Source organism: Streptomyces sp. NBC_00083, assembly GCF_026343295.1.
Classification (GTDB): Bacteria; Actinomycetota; Actinomycetes; order Streptomycetales; family Streptomycetaceae; genus Streptomyces.
In genome coordinates, this window is sequence record NZ_JAPELY010000001.1 from 1,937,685 (window position 1) to 1,950,768 (window position 13,084).

The following is a 13,084-nucleotide window of genomic DNA, read 5'->3' on the forward strand; positions in this document are numbered from 1 at the left end:
CGTGCCCGCGCGCAGTCGGGGCGGGGCCGAACGGATGAGCCGGGCCGTCCGGCTGTCGGGCCGGCCCGTGCGCTGCCAGGCTTGGGGGAAACAGGCCCTCGGGACCGCTGTTCCGAGGCGTGGCAGCACGTGACAGGAGCACCCATGCTGACCTCCACACAGGTACCGGGCGGGCTGAACTGGCTCGACCTGGGCACCCCCGACATCGACGCGGCCGTCGCCTTCTACACCGGCCTGTTCGGCTGGGGGTTCGAGTCCGCGGGGCCGGAGGCCGGGGGCTACGGCTTCCTGCGGAAGGACGGCAGGACCGTCGGCGCGGTCGGCCCGCTGACCGAGGAGGGCGCGAACCCGGCCTGGACGGTGTACTTCCGCACCGTGGACGCCGACGCCACCGCCAAGGCCGTCGAGCAGGCTGGCGGCACGGTCCGCTTCCCGCCGATGGAGGTCTTCTCGGCAGGCCGGATGGCGGGGTTCACCGACCCGGCGGGCGCCGATTTCGCGGTGTGGCAGCCCGGGGACACCGACGGCATCGAGCTCGTCAACGACCCCGGCAGCGTCAGCTGGATCGAGCTCTACACCACCGACGCGGCCGCGGTGAAGGCGTTCTACGGTTCGGTCCTGGCGTGGGAGACCCGTGACATGCCCATGGACGCGGGCGTCGACTACTCGATCGCCGGGCCCGCCGGGGGCGGCGAGCGGACCATGCACGGCGGCATCATGCAGCTGCCCCAGGAGAACCTGGACGCCGGGTCGACCTCCGAATGGCACCCCTACTTCGAGGTCGAGGACTGCGATGCCGCGGTGGCCGCCGCCCGTGAACTCGGCGCGACCGTGATCATTGGAGCCATGGAGACCCCGGGCGCGGGCCGCATCGCGATGATGCTCGACCCGTTCGGCGCCCCCTTCGCGGTGATCAAGAGCGCCACGTACTGACCTCTGCGGCCCCCTGCCCTTCCGCGCGGCGGCCACCGGCCGGAGCGCTCCGGCCGGTGGCCGTTCGAACGTGTCGCACGTACGTTCGAAACTGGTCTATGGTGGAAGGGAGGGGGAGGTGAGAACGGATCGGTAGGAGGTGCGGATGCCCGGCTTCACGCATCTGCACACCGTTTCCGGGTTCTCCCTGCGGTACGGGGCCTCCCACCCGGAGCGGCTGGCCGAACGCGCCGTCGACCGCGGCATGGACGCCCTCGCGCTGACCGACCGGGACACCCTCGCGGGCGCGGTCCGCTTCGCGAAGGCCTGCGCCAAGGCGGGGATCCGGCCGCTGTTCGGAGTCGACCTCGCCGTGCCCGAACACCTCGGGGACCCGGCCCGCACCCGGGGCCAGGCGCGGCGCACCCCCGTCCGGGGCGGCGCCTTCGTCGACGAATCCGCTCCCCGCGTCACCTTCCTCGCCCGGGACGGCGCGGCCGGCTGGGCCGAGCTGTGCCGCCTGGTCGGCGCCGCCCACACCGCCGGGGGCCGCCCGCTCCTGACCCACGCCGACCTGCCCGCCCAGGGGCTCACCGTGCTGCTCGGCCCGGCCTCCGAGATCGGCCGCGCGCTCGGCGCGGGCCGCCCCGACCGGGCCGCGAAACTCCTCGCGCCCTGGCGGGAGCTCTATGGCGACGCGCTCCGCCTCGAAGCCGTCCACCACGGGCTGCGGGGGACCGGCCCCGGCTCGCTGCGGCTCGCCGCGCGCACCGTCGGCTTCGCCGCCGACCAGGGCGTACGGGCCGTCCTGACCAACGCCGCGCGCTACGCCGATCCCGGCCAGGGCCAGGTCGCCGACGTGCTCGACGCGGCGCGGCGGCTGGTGCCGGTGCGGCCGCCGTTCGACAGCGGCGAGCGCTGGCTCAAGGACCCGGACGCCATGTTCAAGATCGCGGAGCGGGTCGCCGAGGCGGCCGGCTGGCGGCGCGACGTGGCCCACCGGCTGCTCGCCATGACCGAGGAGACCGCCGCCGAGTGCCTCGTCGACCCCCAGGACGACCTCGGCATCAAGACCTTCGCCTACTTCCCCGAGCCGCACCTGGTCGGCGCGGCCGACCGCACCCCGCAGCGCGTCCTCGCCTCGCGGGCCGCCGCCGGCATGGTGCTGCGCGGCTACGCCGGCCGGCGCGGGTACTGGGAGCGGATGCACCACGAGCTGGACATCATCGCGCACTGGGGCTTCGCCTCGTACTTCCTCACCGTCGCCCAAGTCGTCGACGACGTAAGGGAGATGGACATCCGGGTGGCGGCGCGCGGCTCCGGCGCGGGCTCGCTCGTCAACCACCTCCTCGGCATCGCCCACGCCGACCCCGTCGAGAACGGGCTCCTGATGGAGCGCTTCCTGTCCAAGCAGCGGCCCGTGCTGCCCGACATCGACATCGACGTGGAGTCCGCCCGCCGGCTCGACGTCTACCGCGCGATCATCGACCGCTTCGGCACCGAGCGCGTCGCCACCGTCTCCATGCCCGAGACCTACCGGGTGCGGCACGCCGTCCGGGACGTGGGCGCCGCCCTGTCCATGGACCCGGCCGTCATCGACACGATCGCCAAGTCCTTCCCGCACATCCGGGCCCGCGACGCCCGCACCGCCCTGAGGGAACTCCCCGAACTGCGCTCCCTGGCGGGGGAGATGGAGAAGTACGGCAAACTCTGGGAGCTCGTCGAAGCCCTGGACGCCCTGCCGCGCGGCATCGCCATGCACCCGTGCGGCGTGCTCCTCTCGGACGCCTCGCTGCTGCGCCGCACCCCGGTGGTGCCCACCAGCGGCGACGGGTTCCCGATGTCCCAGTTCGACAAGGAGGACGTGGAGGACCTCGGCCTGCTCAAGCTGGACGTCCTGGGGGTGCGGATGCAGTCCGCGATGGCCCACGCGGTCACCGAGATCGGCCGGGCCACCGGCGAGAGGCTCGACCTCGACGACCCGGCGCAGGTCCCGCCGGGCGACGCGAAGACCTATCAACTCATCGCCTCCACCGAGACGTTGGGCTGCTTCCAGATCGAGTCTCCCGGCCAGCGCGACCTGGTCGGGCGGCTCCAGCCGTCGACCTTCCACGACCTCGTCGTCGACATCTCGCTGTTCCGGCCCGGCCCGGTCGCCGCCGACATGGTGCGCCCCTTCATCGAGGCCCGGCACGGGCGGGCCCCGGCCCGCTTCCCGCACCCCGACCTCGCCGACGCGCTGCGCGACACCTACGGCGTGGTCGTCTTCCACGAGCAGATCATCGAGATCGTGAACATCATGACCGGCTGCGGCAGGGGCGAGGCCGACCGGGTGCGGCGCGGGCTGTCCGACCCTCAGTCGCAGGCGCGCATCAAGGTCTGGTTCGCCCAGCTCGCCCGGGAGCGCGGCTACACCCCCGAGGTGATCGCCCGCACCTGGGAGATCGTCGAGGCCTTCGGCTCGTACGGCTTCTGCAAGGCGCACGCCGTCGCCTTCGCGGTGCCGACCTACCAGTCGGCCTGGCTCAAGGCGCACCACCCGGCCGCCTTCTACGCCGGGCTGCTCACCCACGACCCCGGTATGTACCCGAAGCGGCTGCTGCTCGCGGACGCCCGGCGGCGCGGGGTGCCGATCCTGCCGGTGGACGTGAACCGGTCGTCGGTCGCCCACACAATCGAACTGGTGTCCGGTACGTGGGGGGTGCGGCTCGCGCTCTGCGACGTCCACGGCATCAGCGAGGCCGAGAGCGCCCGCATCGAGGCCGGCCGCCCCTACGCCTCACTGCGCGACTTCTGGCAGCGGGCCAGGCCCGGCCGCCCCGTCGCCGAACGGCTCGCCCGGATCGGCGCGCTCGACGCGTTCGGCGGCAACCGGCGCGACCTGCTGCTCCACCTCGCCGAACTCCACGGCACGCGCCACGCCGCGGGTGGCCAACTCCCGCTGGACGGAGGCACCTTGACGGCCGGAGCCGGCCTGCCCGACCTGGACGAGGCGGAACGGCTCAGCGCCGAACTGGGCGTCCTCGGCATGGACACCTCCCGCCATCTGATGGAGGACCACACCGCCTTCCTGCGCGAACTCGGCGTCGTCTCCGCCAAGCGGCTGCGCGCCGCCGAACACGGGCAGACCGTCCTGGTCGCGGGCGCCAAGGCCGCCACCCAGACCCCGCCGATCCGCTCCGGCAAGCGCGTCGTCTTCAGCACCCTCGACGACGGCACCGGCCTGGTCGACCTGGCCTTCTTCGACGACAGCCACGACGCCTGCGCCTACACCGTCTTCCACTCCTGGCTCCTGCTCGTGCGCGGCGTGGTGCAGCGCCGCGGCCCGCGCAGCCTCAGCGTGGTGGGCGCCCGCGCCTGGAACCTCGCCGAACTCGCCGAGCTGCGCCGCGAGGGCGGCCTCGACGCGGTCGCCGCCCGCCTCGCGGCCCCACCCGAACAGACCGACACCTCCGAACGGGCCGACACCTCCGAACAGGCCGGCCCCTCCGAACCGGCTGCCGCGACGGCAGCCGGGCCGTCCACCGACAACGGCCGCCGCATCCACCTGGCCAACGGCTACGAACTGAACCCCTGGGCCGATCTGCGTCCCGCGGGCGAACCGGCCGCCACCGGGCGCAAGTTGTGGCACTCCAGCCCAGGGAGCGCGGGATGATCCTCTGTGCACGGTTCGCCCTCGCGGACGCGGGAGCGGCGCTCCCCCCGCTGATCGCGCTGACCGAGAACCTCACCCCGGTCGTCCAGGCGCTGCCGCCCGACGGGCTCCTCGCCGACCTGGGCGGCGCCGAGAAGTACTTCCGCCAGGACGCGGGACAGCTCGCCGCGGTCCTGCGGGTGCGCGCCCTCGCCCACTTCGGCCTGGAGTGCGCCATCGGGCTCGCGCCCAACCCGATGCTGGCCAGGATGGCGGCCCGGGACGCAGGACCCGGCACGACCCGGACGGTGCGCCCCGACGAGGTGGAGCGCTACCTGGCCACGCTGCCGGTCCGCGCCCTCGACGGCGTAGGCCGCTCGACCGCCCGCACCCTCTGCGCGTACGGACTCGACACGGCGGGGCGCCTCGCCGACGCCCCGCCGGGCACCGTCCAGCGGATCCTCGGCGCGAAGCAGGGCCGCGACCTCCAGGAACGCGCCCGCGGCATCGACCGCGCCCCCGTCGTCCCGAACGCCTCCGCCCGCTCCCTCGCCGCCGAACGGACCTTCCCCCGCGACGAGTTGGACCCGGTACGCCACCGCAGGGCGCTGCTCTCCCTCGCGGAGGAGCTGGGGGTCCGGCTGCGCGGCGCCGACCAGGTGTGCCGCTCCCTCAGCCTCACCGTGCGCTACGCCGACCGGTCCACCACGACCCGCACCCGGAGCCTGCGCGAGCCGTCGGCCCACTCGCCGGCCCTGGCAGGCCTGGCCTACGCCCTCCACACGGCGCTGGGCCTGCAGCGCGCCAGGGTGCGCGGCATCGCGCTGCGGGCCGAGGGGCTCGCGACGGCCGAACTCGCCGCGCACCAGCTCACGTTCGACCCCCGGGACGAACGGGCGCGCCGCATCGAGGCGGTGGCCGACCGCGCCCGCGCCAAGTTCGGCCCCCGCGCCATCGTCCCGGGCTCGCTGTCGGACGCGGCCTGAGCGGCGCCGGCCGCCGCGTCAGGGGGCCAGCCGCTTCCTGACGTCCGCGACCTGCGGCCCGGAGTCGACGGCCGGGACCTTCCAACGGCTCTCGGTCCCCGTGGCGTCCGTGTAGACGAGCGTGCCGCCCGCCCCCGCCTGCGCCGGGGTCAGGTCGAAGGTCTCGGAGCGCAGCTGGGAGGTGCCGGGCCCGATCGCGCCCGCCCCGTCGTATCCGCGGACCGAGACCTTGGACGCCGCGCCGTTGCCCGCGGCGAGGCTCTGCCCGTCGGGGGCGGCCCAACGCCAGCCTCCCTTCGTGCCGTTGGCGGGCTCCTCGTCCGCGGCGTTCGCGGTCAGCGAGGCGTCCTTGGTGGTGATGACGGCGAAGGTGCCGAACCGCGCGGCGATGCCGCCCGCCCGCTCGGCGTAGACGACGGTCGTGGGCGTGATCTCCAGGATGCCGACGAGCTTGGTCCCCACGGTCCGCGACGGCACGCCGAGCGCCAGGGCGCTGTGGTCGTCCCCGGCCCCCGCGCCCGGTGCGGCCGAGCCGTCCCCCGCGGTGTCGGCGGGCGTCGGCGTGGCTGACGCGGCGGACGGCAGGGCCCCCGTGGGCCGGGTCGCGGACGGCTTGTCGCCGGAGCCGCCGCCGGGCCCGCAGGCGGTCAGGGCGAGGCAGGCGGTGGCGGCGGTCGCGGCAGCGGTGAGCAGGATCTTGCGCATGGTTCCCCCCCAAGGCAGGTGACACTCGCCGTGAACGTACCGCGAGGGGGAGGGCACCCAGGGTGAAGTGACCGGACTGCGACGAACGGCGCCCCGCCGTGACACGCCGCGTCGCACGCGCCCCTGCGTACACCGCGCCCTCGGCGTGTCCGGGGCCGACACGACAAGTTTTACTGACGCGTAACTTCACTCCTACGCTACCCGTGCGTAATTTGGCGTGAGCACGCCCCGTACGCACCCCGTACGGCACCTCACTTGTGGTCCGGGCCGCAGGGCGAATCCCCCATCGCAACTCCCTTGAGCCGCAAGGAGATCACCCGATGCTGCCCTGGAACCGTGTGCTCAGACCCCTGTCCGCGCTGCTGCTCGCCGCCGCGGCCGCGCTCGCCCCCGCGACCGCGGCGCACGCCCAGTCCGCGCCGAGCAGTGGCTGGAACAACTACTCGTGCAAGCCGTCCGCCGCCCACCCCCGGCCCGTCGTCCTGGTGCACGGAACCTTCGGCAACGGCACCGACAACTGGCTGGCCCTCGCCCCGTACCTGGTCAACCGCGGGTACTGCGTCTTCTCCCTCGACTACGGCCAGCTTCCCGGCGTGCCGCTGTTCGACGGGCTCGGCCCCATCGACAAGTCCGCGGCCCAACTCGCCACCTTCGTCGACAAGGTGCTCGCCGCCACCGGCACCCCCAAGGCCGATGTGGTCGGCCACTCCCAGGGCGGCATGATGCCGCGCTGGTACCTGAAGTTCCTCGGCGGCGCCGCCAAGGTCAACGCCCTCGTCGGGATCGCCCCCGACAACCACGGCACCACCCTCGACGGCCTCGCCCAGCTGCTGCCGTACTTCCCCGGCGCCGAGGACCTGCTGACGCTCGCCACCCCGGGGCTCGCCGACCAGATCGCCGGCTCGCCCTTCGTCACCCAGCTGAACCAGGGCGGCGACACCGTCCCCGGCGTTCACTACACGGTCATCGCGAGCAAGTACGACGAGGTGGTCACCCCCTACCGCTCGCAGTTCCTGAACGGCCCCGACGTGCACAACGTCCTCATCCAGGACAAGTGCGCGCTCGACCTCTCCGAACACGTGGCGATCGGCCTCACCGACCGCGTCGCCTACCACGAGGTGGCCAACGCGCTCGACCCGGCGCACGCCACCCCCACCACCTGCGCCAGCGTCATCGGCTGACCCGCCGCCGCCCCGCCGCACCCCACGCGAACCGCCCCCTCCCGGCAGCCGGGAGGGGGCGGTTCGGCTGTGCCCTACGGTCAGCGGCCGTGCCGGCCCGCCGTCGCCCTGCGGCGCAGCGTTCCGAACAGTGCCGCCGCACCGACCGCGATCGCGCCCGCGCCGCCGACGGCGAGGTACGGGGTGGTGCTGTCGCCGCCCGTCTCCGCGAGGTTCTGGGTGCCGGTGGTGCCGGTGGTGCCGGTGGTGCCGGTCGTGGCGACCGGAGCGGCCGCCGCGACGCCGTCCGGCTGGGGCTGGTTGGCCGGGGTCTCGGCCCCGCCGGCCGGGGCCGCGCCCGGCTGCGCGCTCGCGGCGTCGGAGCCGTGGTGGTGCTGGACCGTCGACTTGCCGGCGCCGTCCGCGATCTCCTGCTCGGTGGGCGCGGAGGCCGTCGGAGCGGGGGCGCCCGCCGAGCCGCCGCTGTCCTTGCCGAACACCACGTCGGAGCAGGTGTAGAAGGCCTCCGGGCTGTCCGAACGCTGCCAGATCGAGTAGATCAGGTGGCGGCCGGACCGGGCCGGGATCTTCCCGTCGAAGACGTAGTCCCCGCCCTGCATCGGCGGGTCGGTGACCTTCACGAACGGAGTCGCCTCCAGGTCCGACCACTTCAGCGGCTTCGACGGGTCGTAGCCGTCCTTGGTGATGTACAGCTCGAACGAGCCCTTGTGCGGGGCCGTTCCCTTGTAGTGGAAGGTGTGGTTGCCCGCCGACAGCTTGGTGCTCGGCCAGTCCGCGCGCGGCAGATCGAGCCCCTTGTACTTCTCGTTGCCGCCGCTGCACAGCCGGCCGTTCGGGATGAGCTGCTTCGACTTGCCCGCGGCGTTGGCCATGTTCACCGCGGCCCAGTCGTAGAAGGCCTGCGCGCCACTGGCAGCCACGGCCGCCTTGCACGCCGCCGACTTGGGGCTCTCCGGCCCCTCCGCGTAACAGGCCGAGACCCGGCTGACCGGATCCGTCATGGAACCGTGCGCGGCGGCGGGCCCGGCCGCCAGCCCCGTCAGGGCGAGCGGCACGAAGCCGGCCGCGGCGACGAAGGCGGCCCTGCGCCGACGGGGTCCCCGCTGCTCGGACGCGGTGGAGAGCTGGGGGAAGGTCATCGTGACGTACTCCTTCGATGGTGCACGGGCAAGTGGGGGCGTGGGGGTGGTGAACGGCCGGATGTCCCGTCCGGCGATCAGCACGCTAGCCCCAGGAAAACGCGAAATCCCCTGCTGGGAGCGGGGGATGGAGATCCTTATGGTCGAGTTAAGGAGCCACTCAGCACCGATTAAGACCGAGCCCAGCACACCCGTCGCCGCGTCCGGGCGAAGGCCGGTTGTCAGTGGCGTCCGGCACCATCGGGACCATGAACCTGGACATCGACTGGGACGAGGCCGCCGCCACCTTCGACGAGGATCCCGACCACGGGCTGCTCGATCCCCTCGTGCGCGCCGCCTGGGACGAACACCTCGCGGGCTGGCTGCCGGACCGCGCGGGCGACCTCCTCGACCTCGGCTGCGGCACCGGAAGCCTCTCGCTGCTCGCCGCCGGGCGCGGCCACCGCGTCACGGCCGTCGACCTGTCGCCGCGGATGACGGAGCTGGCCCGCGCCAAGCTGGCGGGCACCGGCGCCGAGGTGCTGACCGGTGACGCGGCGAAGCCGCCCGTCGAGGGGCGCGCCTTCGACGTGGTCCTCGCCCGTCACGTGGTGTGGACCCTGCCCGACCCCGAGGCCGCGCTGCGCCACTGGTGGTCACTGCTGCGGCCGGCCGGCCGGCTCGTCCTGGTCGAAGGGGTGTGGGGCGGAGCCGGCATACCCGCCGAGCGCCTCCTGTCCGCGCTCGCCCCGCTGACCGCCGCGGCGCGCTACGAACGGCTCTCCGGTGACCCGCGCCTGTGGGGGCGCGCGGTGGACGACGAGCGGTACGTGGTGGTCGCCGCGGCCGTCGCCGGGTGACGCCTCAGTCGACGAGCGCCGTGAACCGCCCCAGTTTCGCGAGGAGTTCGAGCTCGTCGAGGGCGGCCACGGCGCGCGCCGCCGCCCCGGGGTCGCGCTCGGCGAGACCGCTCGCGGCGAACTCGTCCTCGTCCAGGCGCAGCACGGCCGCCCCGTCGGCCGAGACCCACAGGTCGAGGTCCAGGTCCGTCGAGACCACCTCGCCGTCCCGGACCACCGCGGGCCGGGCGATGTCGCAGTACCAGCCCTTGAGCGCCGCGTCCGCGCCGCGCACCTCCTTCACCGCGTACCACCGGTCGCGCCAGTAGTGCTCGGTGAACACATCGCCCGGCTCGAACCGTACGAAGCCGAAGTCACGCGTGGTCCCGGTCGCCCACGGCGCGCGCACGGTCAGCCGGGTCCCGTCGTCGGACACCACCGACGCCGGGTAACGCAGCTTCGTGCGCCCCGCCTTGACGAGGACGACGTGGAGGGGGGTGCCGGGTTCGGCCGGGCTCGTCGACATGACGGTCACGGTATGCGGGGCCCGCGCGCCGGCGCCTCCCGTTTTCGCGGGCCCCGGCGCGGGGGAGAATCGGGCTGTGACCCTCAAGATCGTGATTGACCAGGGCGCGCCCGACGCGCCGTACGAGCAACTGCGTGCCCAGATCGCCGGGCGGGCCCGTTCCGGAAGGCTGCCGGTCGGCTACAAACTGCCCACGGTCCGCGGCCTAGCCGAGGAACTCGGGCTCGCCACGAACACGGTGGCCAAGGCGTACCGGGCCCTGGAGGCGGACGGAGTCATCGAGACCCGGGGCCGCAACGGGACGTTCGTCGCGGCGGCGGGGGACGCGTCGGCGCGGCTCGCGGCGACCGCCGCGGCCACCTACGCCAGGGAGGCCCACCGCCTCGGCCTCGCCCGGGACGCCGCCCGCGCCACGGTCGAGGACGCGCTGCGGGCGACGTACGGCAAGTAGCCGGGGCTGCCCCGGATCCGGCACTCCGGCCGGGGGCCGGGCGGATCCGGTCCGCAGCCGGAGTGCCGGCTACAGGTAGAGGCCCGCGTCCGACCCGGGGCGCTGGTCCGGCAGGGACGCCGGGGACGTGCCGCGCCGCAGGGCGTACAGCTCGGCCAGGGTGGCGCCCTCGCGCGGCACGCCCTCCTCCGTGCCCAGCCAGCCGACCGCCTCCGTCCGGGTCAGCGCGCCGACCTCGATCCGCGCGAGGCAGCGACCCGGGCGCACCACCGCCGGGTGCAGACGCTCCAGGTCCTCGTTGGTGGTGACGCCCACCAGGACGTTGCGGCCCTGGCCCAGCAGACCGTCGGTCAGATTGAGCAGCCGCGAAAGGGCCTGCCCCGCCGTGTGTTTGGCCTCGCCGCGGATCAGCTCGTCGCAGTCCTCCAGGAGGAGCAGCCGCCAGCGGCCCTTCGTGCTGCCGTCGTCCTCGCCGATCGCGATGTCCATCAGATAGCCGACGTCGTTGAAGAGCCGCTCCGGGTCGAGCACACAGTCCACCTGGCACCAGTCGCGCCAGGACCGGGCCAGGGTGCGCAGCGCCGACGTCTTGCCGGTGCCCGGCGGGCCGTGCAGCAGCAGGAGCCGGCCCGCGATGTCGTCCGGGGTCACCTTCATCAGGCGGTCCAGCGCATCGGCCACCGGCGCCGTGTAGTTGGGCCGCACCTCGTCCCAGGTGCCGGCCGCGATCTGCCGTGTCGTGCGGTGCGGGCCGCGCCGCGGCGACACGTACCAGAAGCCCATCGTGACGTTCTCCGGCTGCGGCTCCGGTTCGTCCTCGGCGCCCTCGGTGGCCTGTTTGAGCACCTGCTCGGCCAGTTCCTCGGTGGTCGCGGTGACCGTCACGTCCGCGCCCCGGTTCCAGCGCGAGACCAGCAGCGTCCAGCCCGCGCCCTCGGCGAGCGTCGCGCTGCGGTCGTCGTCGCGGGCGGACCGCAGCACCTTCGCGGCGGGCGGCAGCAGGCTGACACCCTTTTTGACCCGGTCGATGGACGAGCTGTACGCGTACGGCTGCTCGCCCGTGGCGAAGCGGCCGAGGAACAGTGCGTCGACGACGTCGGACGGCGAGTCGCTGTCGTCCATGGTCAGCCGGATCGGCAGGGCGGCCTCTGGGTTCGGGGACATGCCGCCCATGATCCGGCACCCGGGCCCTCCCCGCACGCGCTTTGTCCCGTTGACGCCCCCTGAGCGTTCCGTACCCGTTCCGGCGAAACCGGCTGGAACGCCAACTACCGCGGATACGCTCGCCGTTGATGGAACGTCACCGTGAAGTCACCGTACGGGGCGACGGCGCATCCGCCCGCCGACCCGGGCACGGCTCCCGGGGCGCATCCGGCCGCCGGCCCGTCGGCGCGCCCCGGCGCCGGCTCTCCCTGGTCCTCGCCGCCCTGGTCCTCGCCGCACTCGCCCTCGCCGGATGCGACAGCGGCGGCCGCACCACCCAGGGGCCCGGCCCCGGTCCCGGCCCGACCGGCCCGAGCAACACCGACCCGGCGCTCGGCTGGGGCTTCACCCACACCCAGTACAGCGCCGACACCGGAGACGACGACGCCGTGGCGCGCGCCCGCGAGCTGCTCTCGGGACGCGGCCTGCCGCAGGACCAGGCGATCATGGGCTGGGGCGCCGGCAACCCCGAACCCTCGCCCGGCACCTACGACTTCTCCGACCTCGACCGGCGCGTCGCCTACATCCGCTCCACCGGCGCCACCCCCGTCATCACCCTGTGCTGCGCGCCCGACTGGATGAAGGGCGGCAAGGCCGGGGCGAGCAGAACGGACTGGAGCGTACGGTCGTTGGAGTCGGCGCCGCTGCCCTCCCACTACAAGGACTTCGCCGAGCTGGCCGCCGCGGTCGCCGAACGCTATCCGGACGTGCGCCACTTCATCGTCTGGAACGAGTTCAAGGGCTTCTTCGACGACACCCGCCGACGCTGGAACTACGAGGGCTACACCCAGCTGTACAACGAGGTCTACGCCGCCCTGAAGAAGGCCGACCCGGCCAACCTCGTCGGCGGGCCCTATCTGACGATGGACAGCTACGGCCCCCAGGACCAGTCGTACGCGTCGTCCCTCAAGGGCCCCTGGGGCTCCGTCGACCAGCGGGTCCTCGACGCCTTCACGTACTGGAACAAGCACAGGAAGGGCGCCGACTTCGTGGTCGTCGACGGCGCCAGCTTCACCCGCACCGACCAGATGCTCCCCGACGCGTTCGCCGCCACCGACAAGCTGACGGCCGTCAGCGACTGGGTGCGCGAGCAGAGCGGGCTGCCCCTGTGGTGGGCGGAGTACTACGTCGAGCCCGACGCGTCGGGGTGGAGCGAGCAGCGGCGCGTCGCGACCCAGGCCGCCGCCCTGGCCGCCCTGGCCCGCGGCGGAACCGGCACCGCCTTCTACTGGAGCCCCGAGCAGCAGGGCGGGCCGTGCCCCGGCTGCCTGTGGAGCCCCACCCAACGCGACGACGGGGGAGCGGAGTTGCCGATGTACGCGCTCATCGCCAGGTTCGCCGCCGCCTTCCCGCCGGGCACCCGGTTCACCACCGTCTCCGTCGCCGCCGACGATGTGCCGAACGTCCGGGTGCTCGCGAACGCCACGACCGTGCTCGTCGTCAACACCCTCGACCGGGAGATCGACGCGAAGGTCGACGGCAGGTCGTTCCCGATGGCGGCCTACGAGGTGCGCTGGCTGACCCGCTGA

General features: G+C 73.8%; 10 protein-coding genes and 1 pseudogene. 7 read left to right on the plus strand and 4 right to left on the minus strand.

The annotated features are described in order from the left end of the window. The first annotated feature begins 144 nt into the window (after positions 1-144). The 3 genes from OOJ98_RS08475 to OOJ98_RS08485 all read left to right on the plus strand — a co-directional run bounded on the left by OOJ98_RS08475 (position 145) and on the right by OOJ98_RS08485 (position 5,532). Complete coding sequence (locus OOJ98_RS08475) at positions 145-933, plus strand: VOC family protein (protein WP_267054005.1); 789 nt, start codon at positions 145-147, stop codon at positions 931-933. Positions 934-1,078: 145 nt separating this feature from the next. Further along, positions 1,079-4,567, plus strand: a complete 3,489-nt coding sequence (locus tag OOJ98_RS08480; RefSeq protein WP_267054006.1) for a DNA polymerase III subunit alpha — start codon at positions 1,079-1,081, stop codon at positions 4,565-4,567. Further along, entirely contained in the window at positions 4,564-5,532 is a 969-nt protein-coding gene (locus OOJ98_RS08485; RefSeq protein ID WP_267054007.1) for a hypothetical protein, read from the plus strand. The genes OOJ98_RS08480 and OOJ98_RS08485 overlap by 4 nt, the downstream gene beginning before the upstream one ends. 18 nt (positions 5,533-5,550) lie before the next feature. On the opposite strand, the gene OOJ98_RS08490 is transcribed toward OOJ98_RS08485, so the two are convergent. Then, positions 5,551-6,237: a hypothetical protein gene (locus OOJ98_RS08490; RefSeq protein WP_267054008.1), complete on the minus strand. Its 687-nt coding sequence runs from the start codon at positions 6,235-6,237 to the stop codon at positions 5,551-5,553. 320 nt (positions 6,238-6,557) lie between these two features. On the opposite strand from OOJ98_RS08490, the gene OOJ98_RS08495 reads away from it, so the two are divergent. Beyond that, positions 6,558-7,418, plus strand: a complete 861-nt coding sequence (locus OOJ98_RS08495; protein WP_267054009.1) for a triacylglycerol lipase — start codon at positions 6,558-6,560, stop codon at positions 7,416-7,418. Positions 7,419-7,498: 80 nt separating this feature from the next. Here the strand turns inward: OOJ98_RS08495 and OOJ98_RS08500 are convergent, their stop codons facing one another. Then, a complete protein-coding gene (locus tag OOJ98_RS08500) occupies positions 7,499-8,557 on the minus strand; it encodes a lytic polysaccharide monooxygenase (protein WP_267054010.1) in 1,059 nt (352 codons plus the stop codon). A 248-nt stretch (positions 8,558-8,805) separates the two neighbouring features. On the opposite strand from OOJ98_RS08500, the pseudogene OOJ98_RS08505 reads away from it, so the two are divergent. After that, positions 8,806-9,384: pseudogene (locus OOJ98_RS08505) on the plus strand (class I SAM-dependent methyltransferase); the annotation flags it as partial. A gap of 16 nt (positions 9,385-9,400) precedes the next feature. Here the strand turns inward: OOJ98_RS08505 and OOJ98_RS08510 are convergent. Continuing rightward, the gene (locus OOJ98_RS08510; RefSeq protein ID WP_267054011.1) at positions 9,401-9,901 is read right to left on the minus strand and encodes a DUF402 domain-containing protein; all 501 of its coding nucleotides are present in this window, start codon (positions 9,899-9,901) and stop codon (positions 9,401-9,403) included. A 76-nt stretch (positions 9,902-9,977) separates the two neighbouring features. On the opposite strand from OOJ98_RS08510, the gene OOJ98_RS08515 reads away from it, so the two are divergent. Next, positions 9,978-10,352: a GntR family transcriptional regulator gene (locus OOJ98_RS08515; RefSeq protein WP_267054012.1), complete on the plus strand. Its 375-nt coding sequence runs from the start codon at positions 9,978-9,980 to the stop codon at positions 10,350-10,352. Positions 10,353-10,421: 69 nt separating this feature from the next. On the opposite strand, the gene OOJ98_RS08520 is transcribed toward OOJ98_RS08515, so the two are convergent. Further along, positions 10,422-11,516 carry a DUF5925 domain-containing protein gene (locus OOJ98_RS08520; RefSeq protein ID WP_267054013.1) on the minus strand — a complete coding sequence of 365 codons (1,095 nt, stop codon included), beginning with the start codon at positions 11,514-11,516 and terminating at the stop codon, positions 10,422-10,424. 128 nt (positions 11,517-11,644) lie between these two features. Here OOJ98_RS08520 and OOJ98_RS08525 point away from each other — a divergent pair, with 128 nt between their 5' ends. Continuing rightward, complete coding sequence (locus tag OOJ98_RS08525; protein WP_267054014.1) at positions 11,645-13,084, plus strand: xylan 1,4-beta-xylosidase; 1,440 nt, start codon at positions 11,645-11,647, stop codon at positions 13,082-13,084.

Bases quoted from the DNA above. Each gene is read 5' to 3' on its own strand.
- OOJ98_RS08495 (WP_267054009.1), top strand. From the start codon at position 6,558: ATGCTGCCCTGGAACCGTGTGCTCAGACCCCTGTCCGCGCTGCTGCTC.
- OOJ98_RS08475 (WP_267054005.1), top strand. From the start codon at position 145: ATGCTGACCTCCACACAGGTACCGGGCGGGCTGAACTGGCTCGACCTG.
- OOJ98_RS08510 (WP_267054011.1), bottom strand. From the start codon at position 9,901: ATGTCGACGAGCCCGGCCGAACCCGGCACCCCCCTCCACGTCGTCCTC.
- OOJ98_RS08480 (WP_267054006.1), top strand. From the start codon at position 1,079: ATGCCCGGCTTCACGCATCTGCACACCGTTTCCGGGTTCTCCCTGCGG.
- OOJ98_RS08525 (WP_267054014.1), top strand. From the start codon at position 11,645: ATGGAACGTCACCGTGAAGTCACCGTACGGGGCGACGGCGCATCCGCC.
- OOJ98_RS08520 (WP_267054013.1), bottom strand. From the start codon at position 11,516: ATGTCCCCGAACCCAGAGGCCGCCCTGCCGATCCGGCTGACCATGGAC.
- OOJ98_RS08485 (WP_267054007.1), top strand. From the start codon at position 4,564: ATGATCCTCTGTGCACGGTTCGCCCTCGCGGACGCGGGAGCGGCGCTC.
- OOJ98_RS08490 (WP_267054008.1), bottom strand. From the start codon at position 6,237: ATGCGCAAGATCCTGCTCACCGCTGCCGCGACCGCCGCCACCGCCTGC.
- OOJ98_RS08500 (WP_267054010.1), bottom strand. From the start codon at position 8,557: ATGACCTTCCCCCAGCTCTCCACCGCGTCCGAGCAGCGGGGACCCCGT.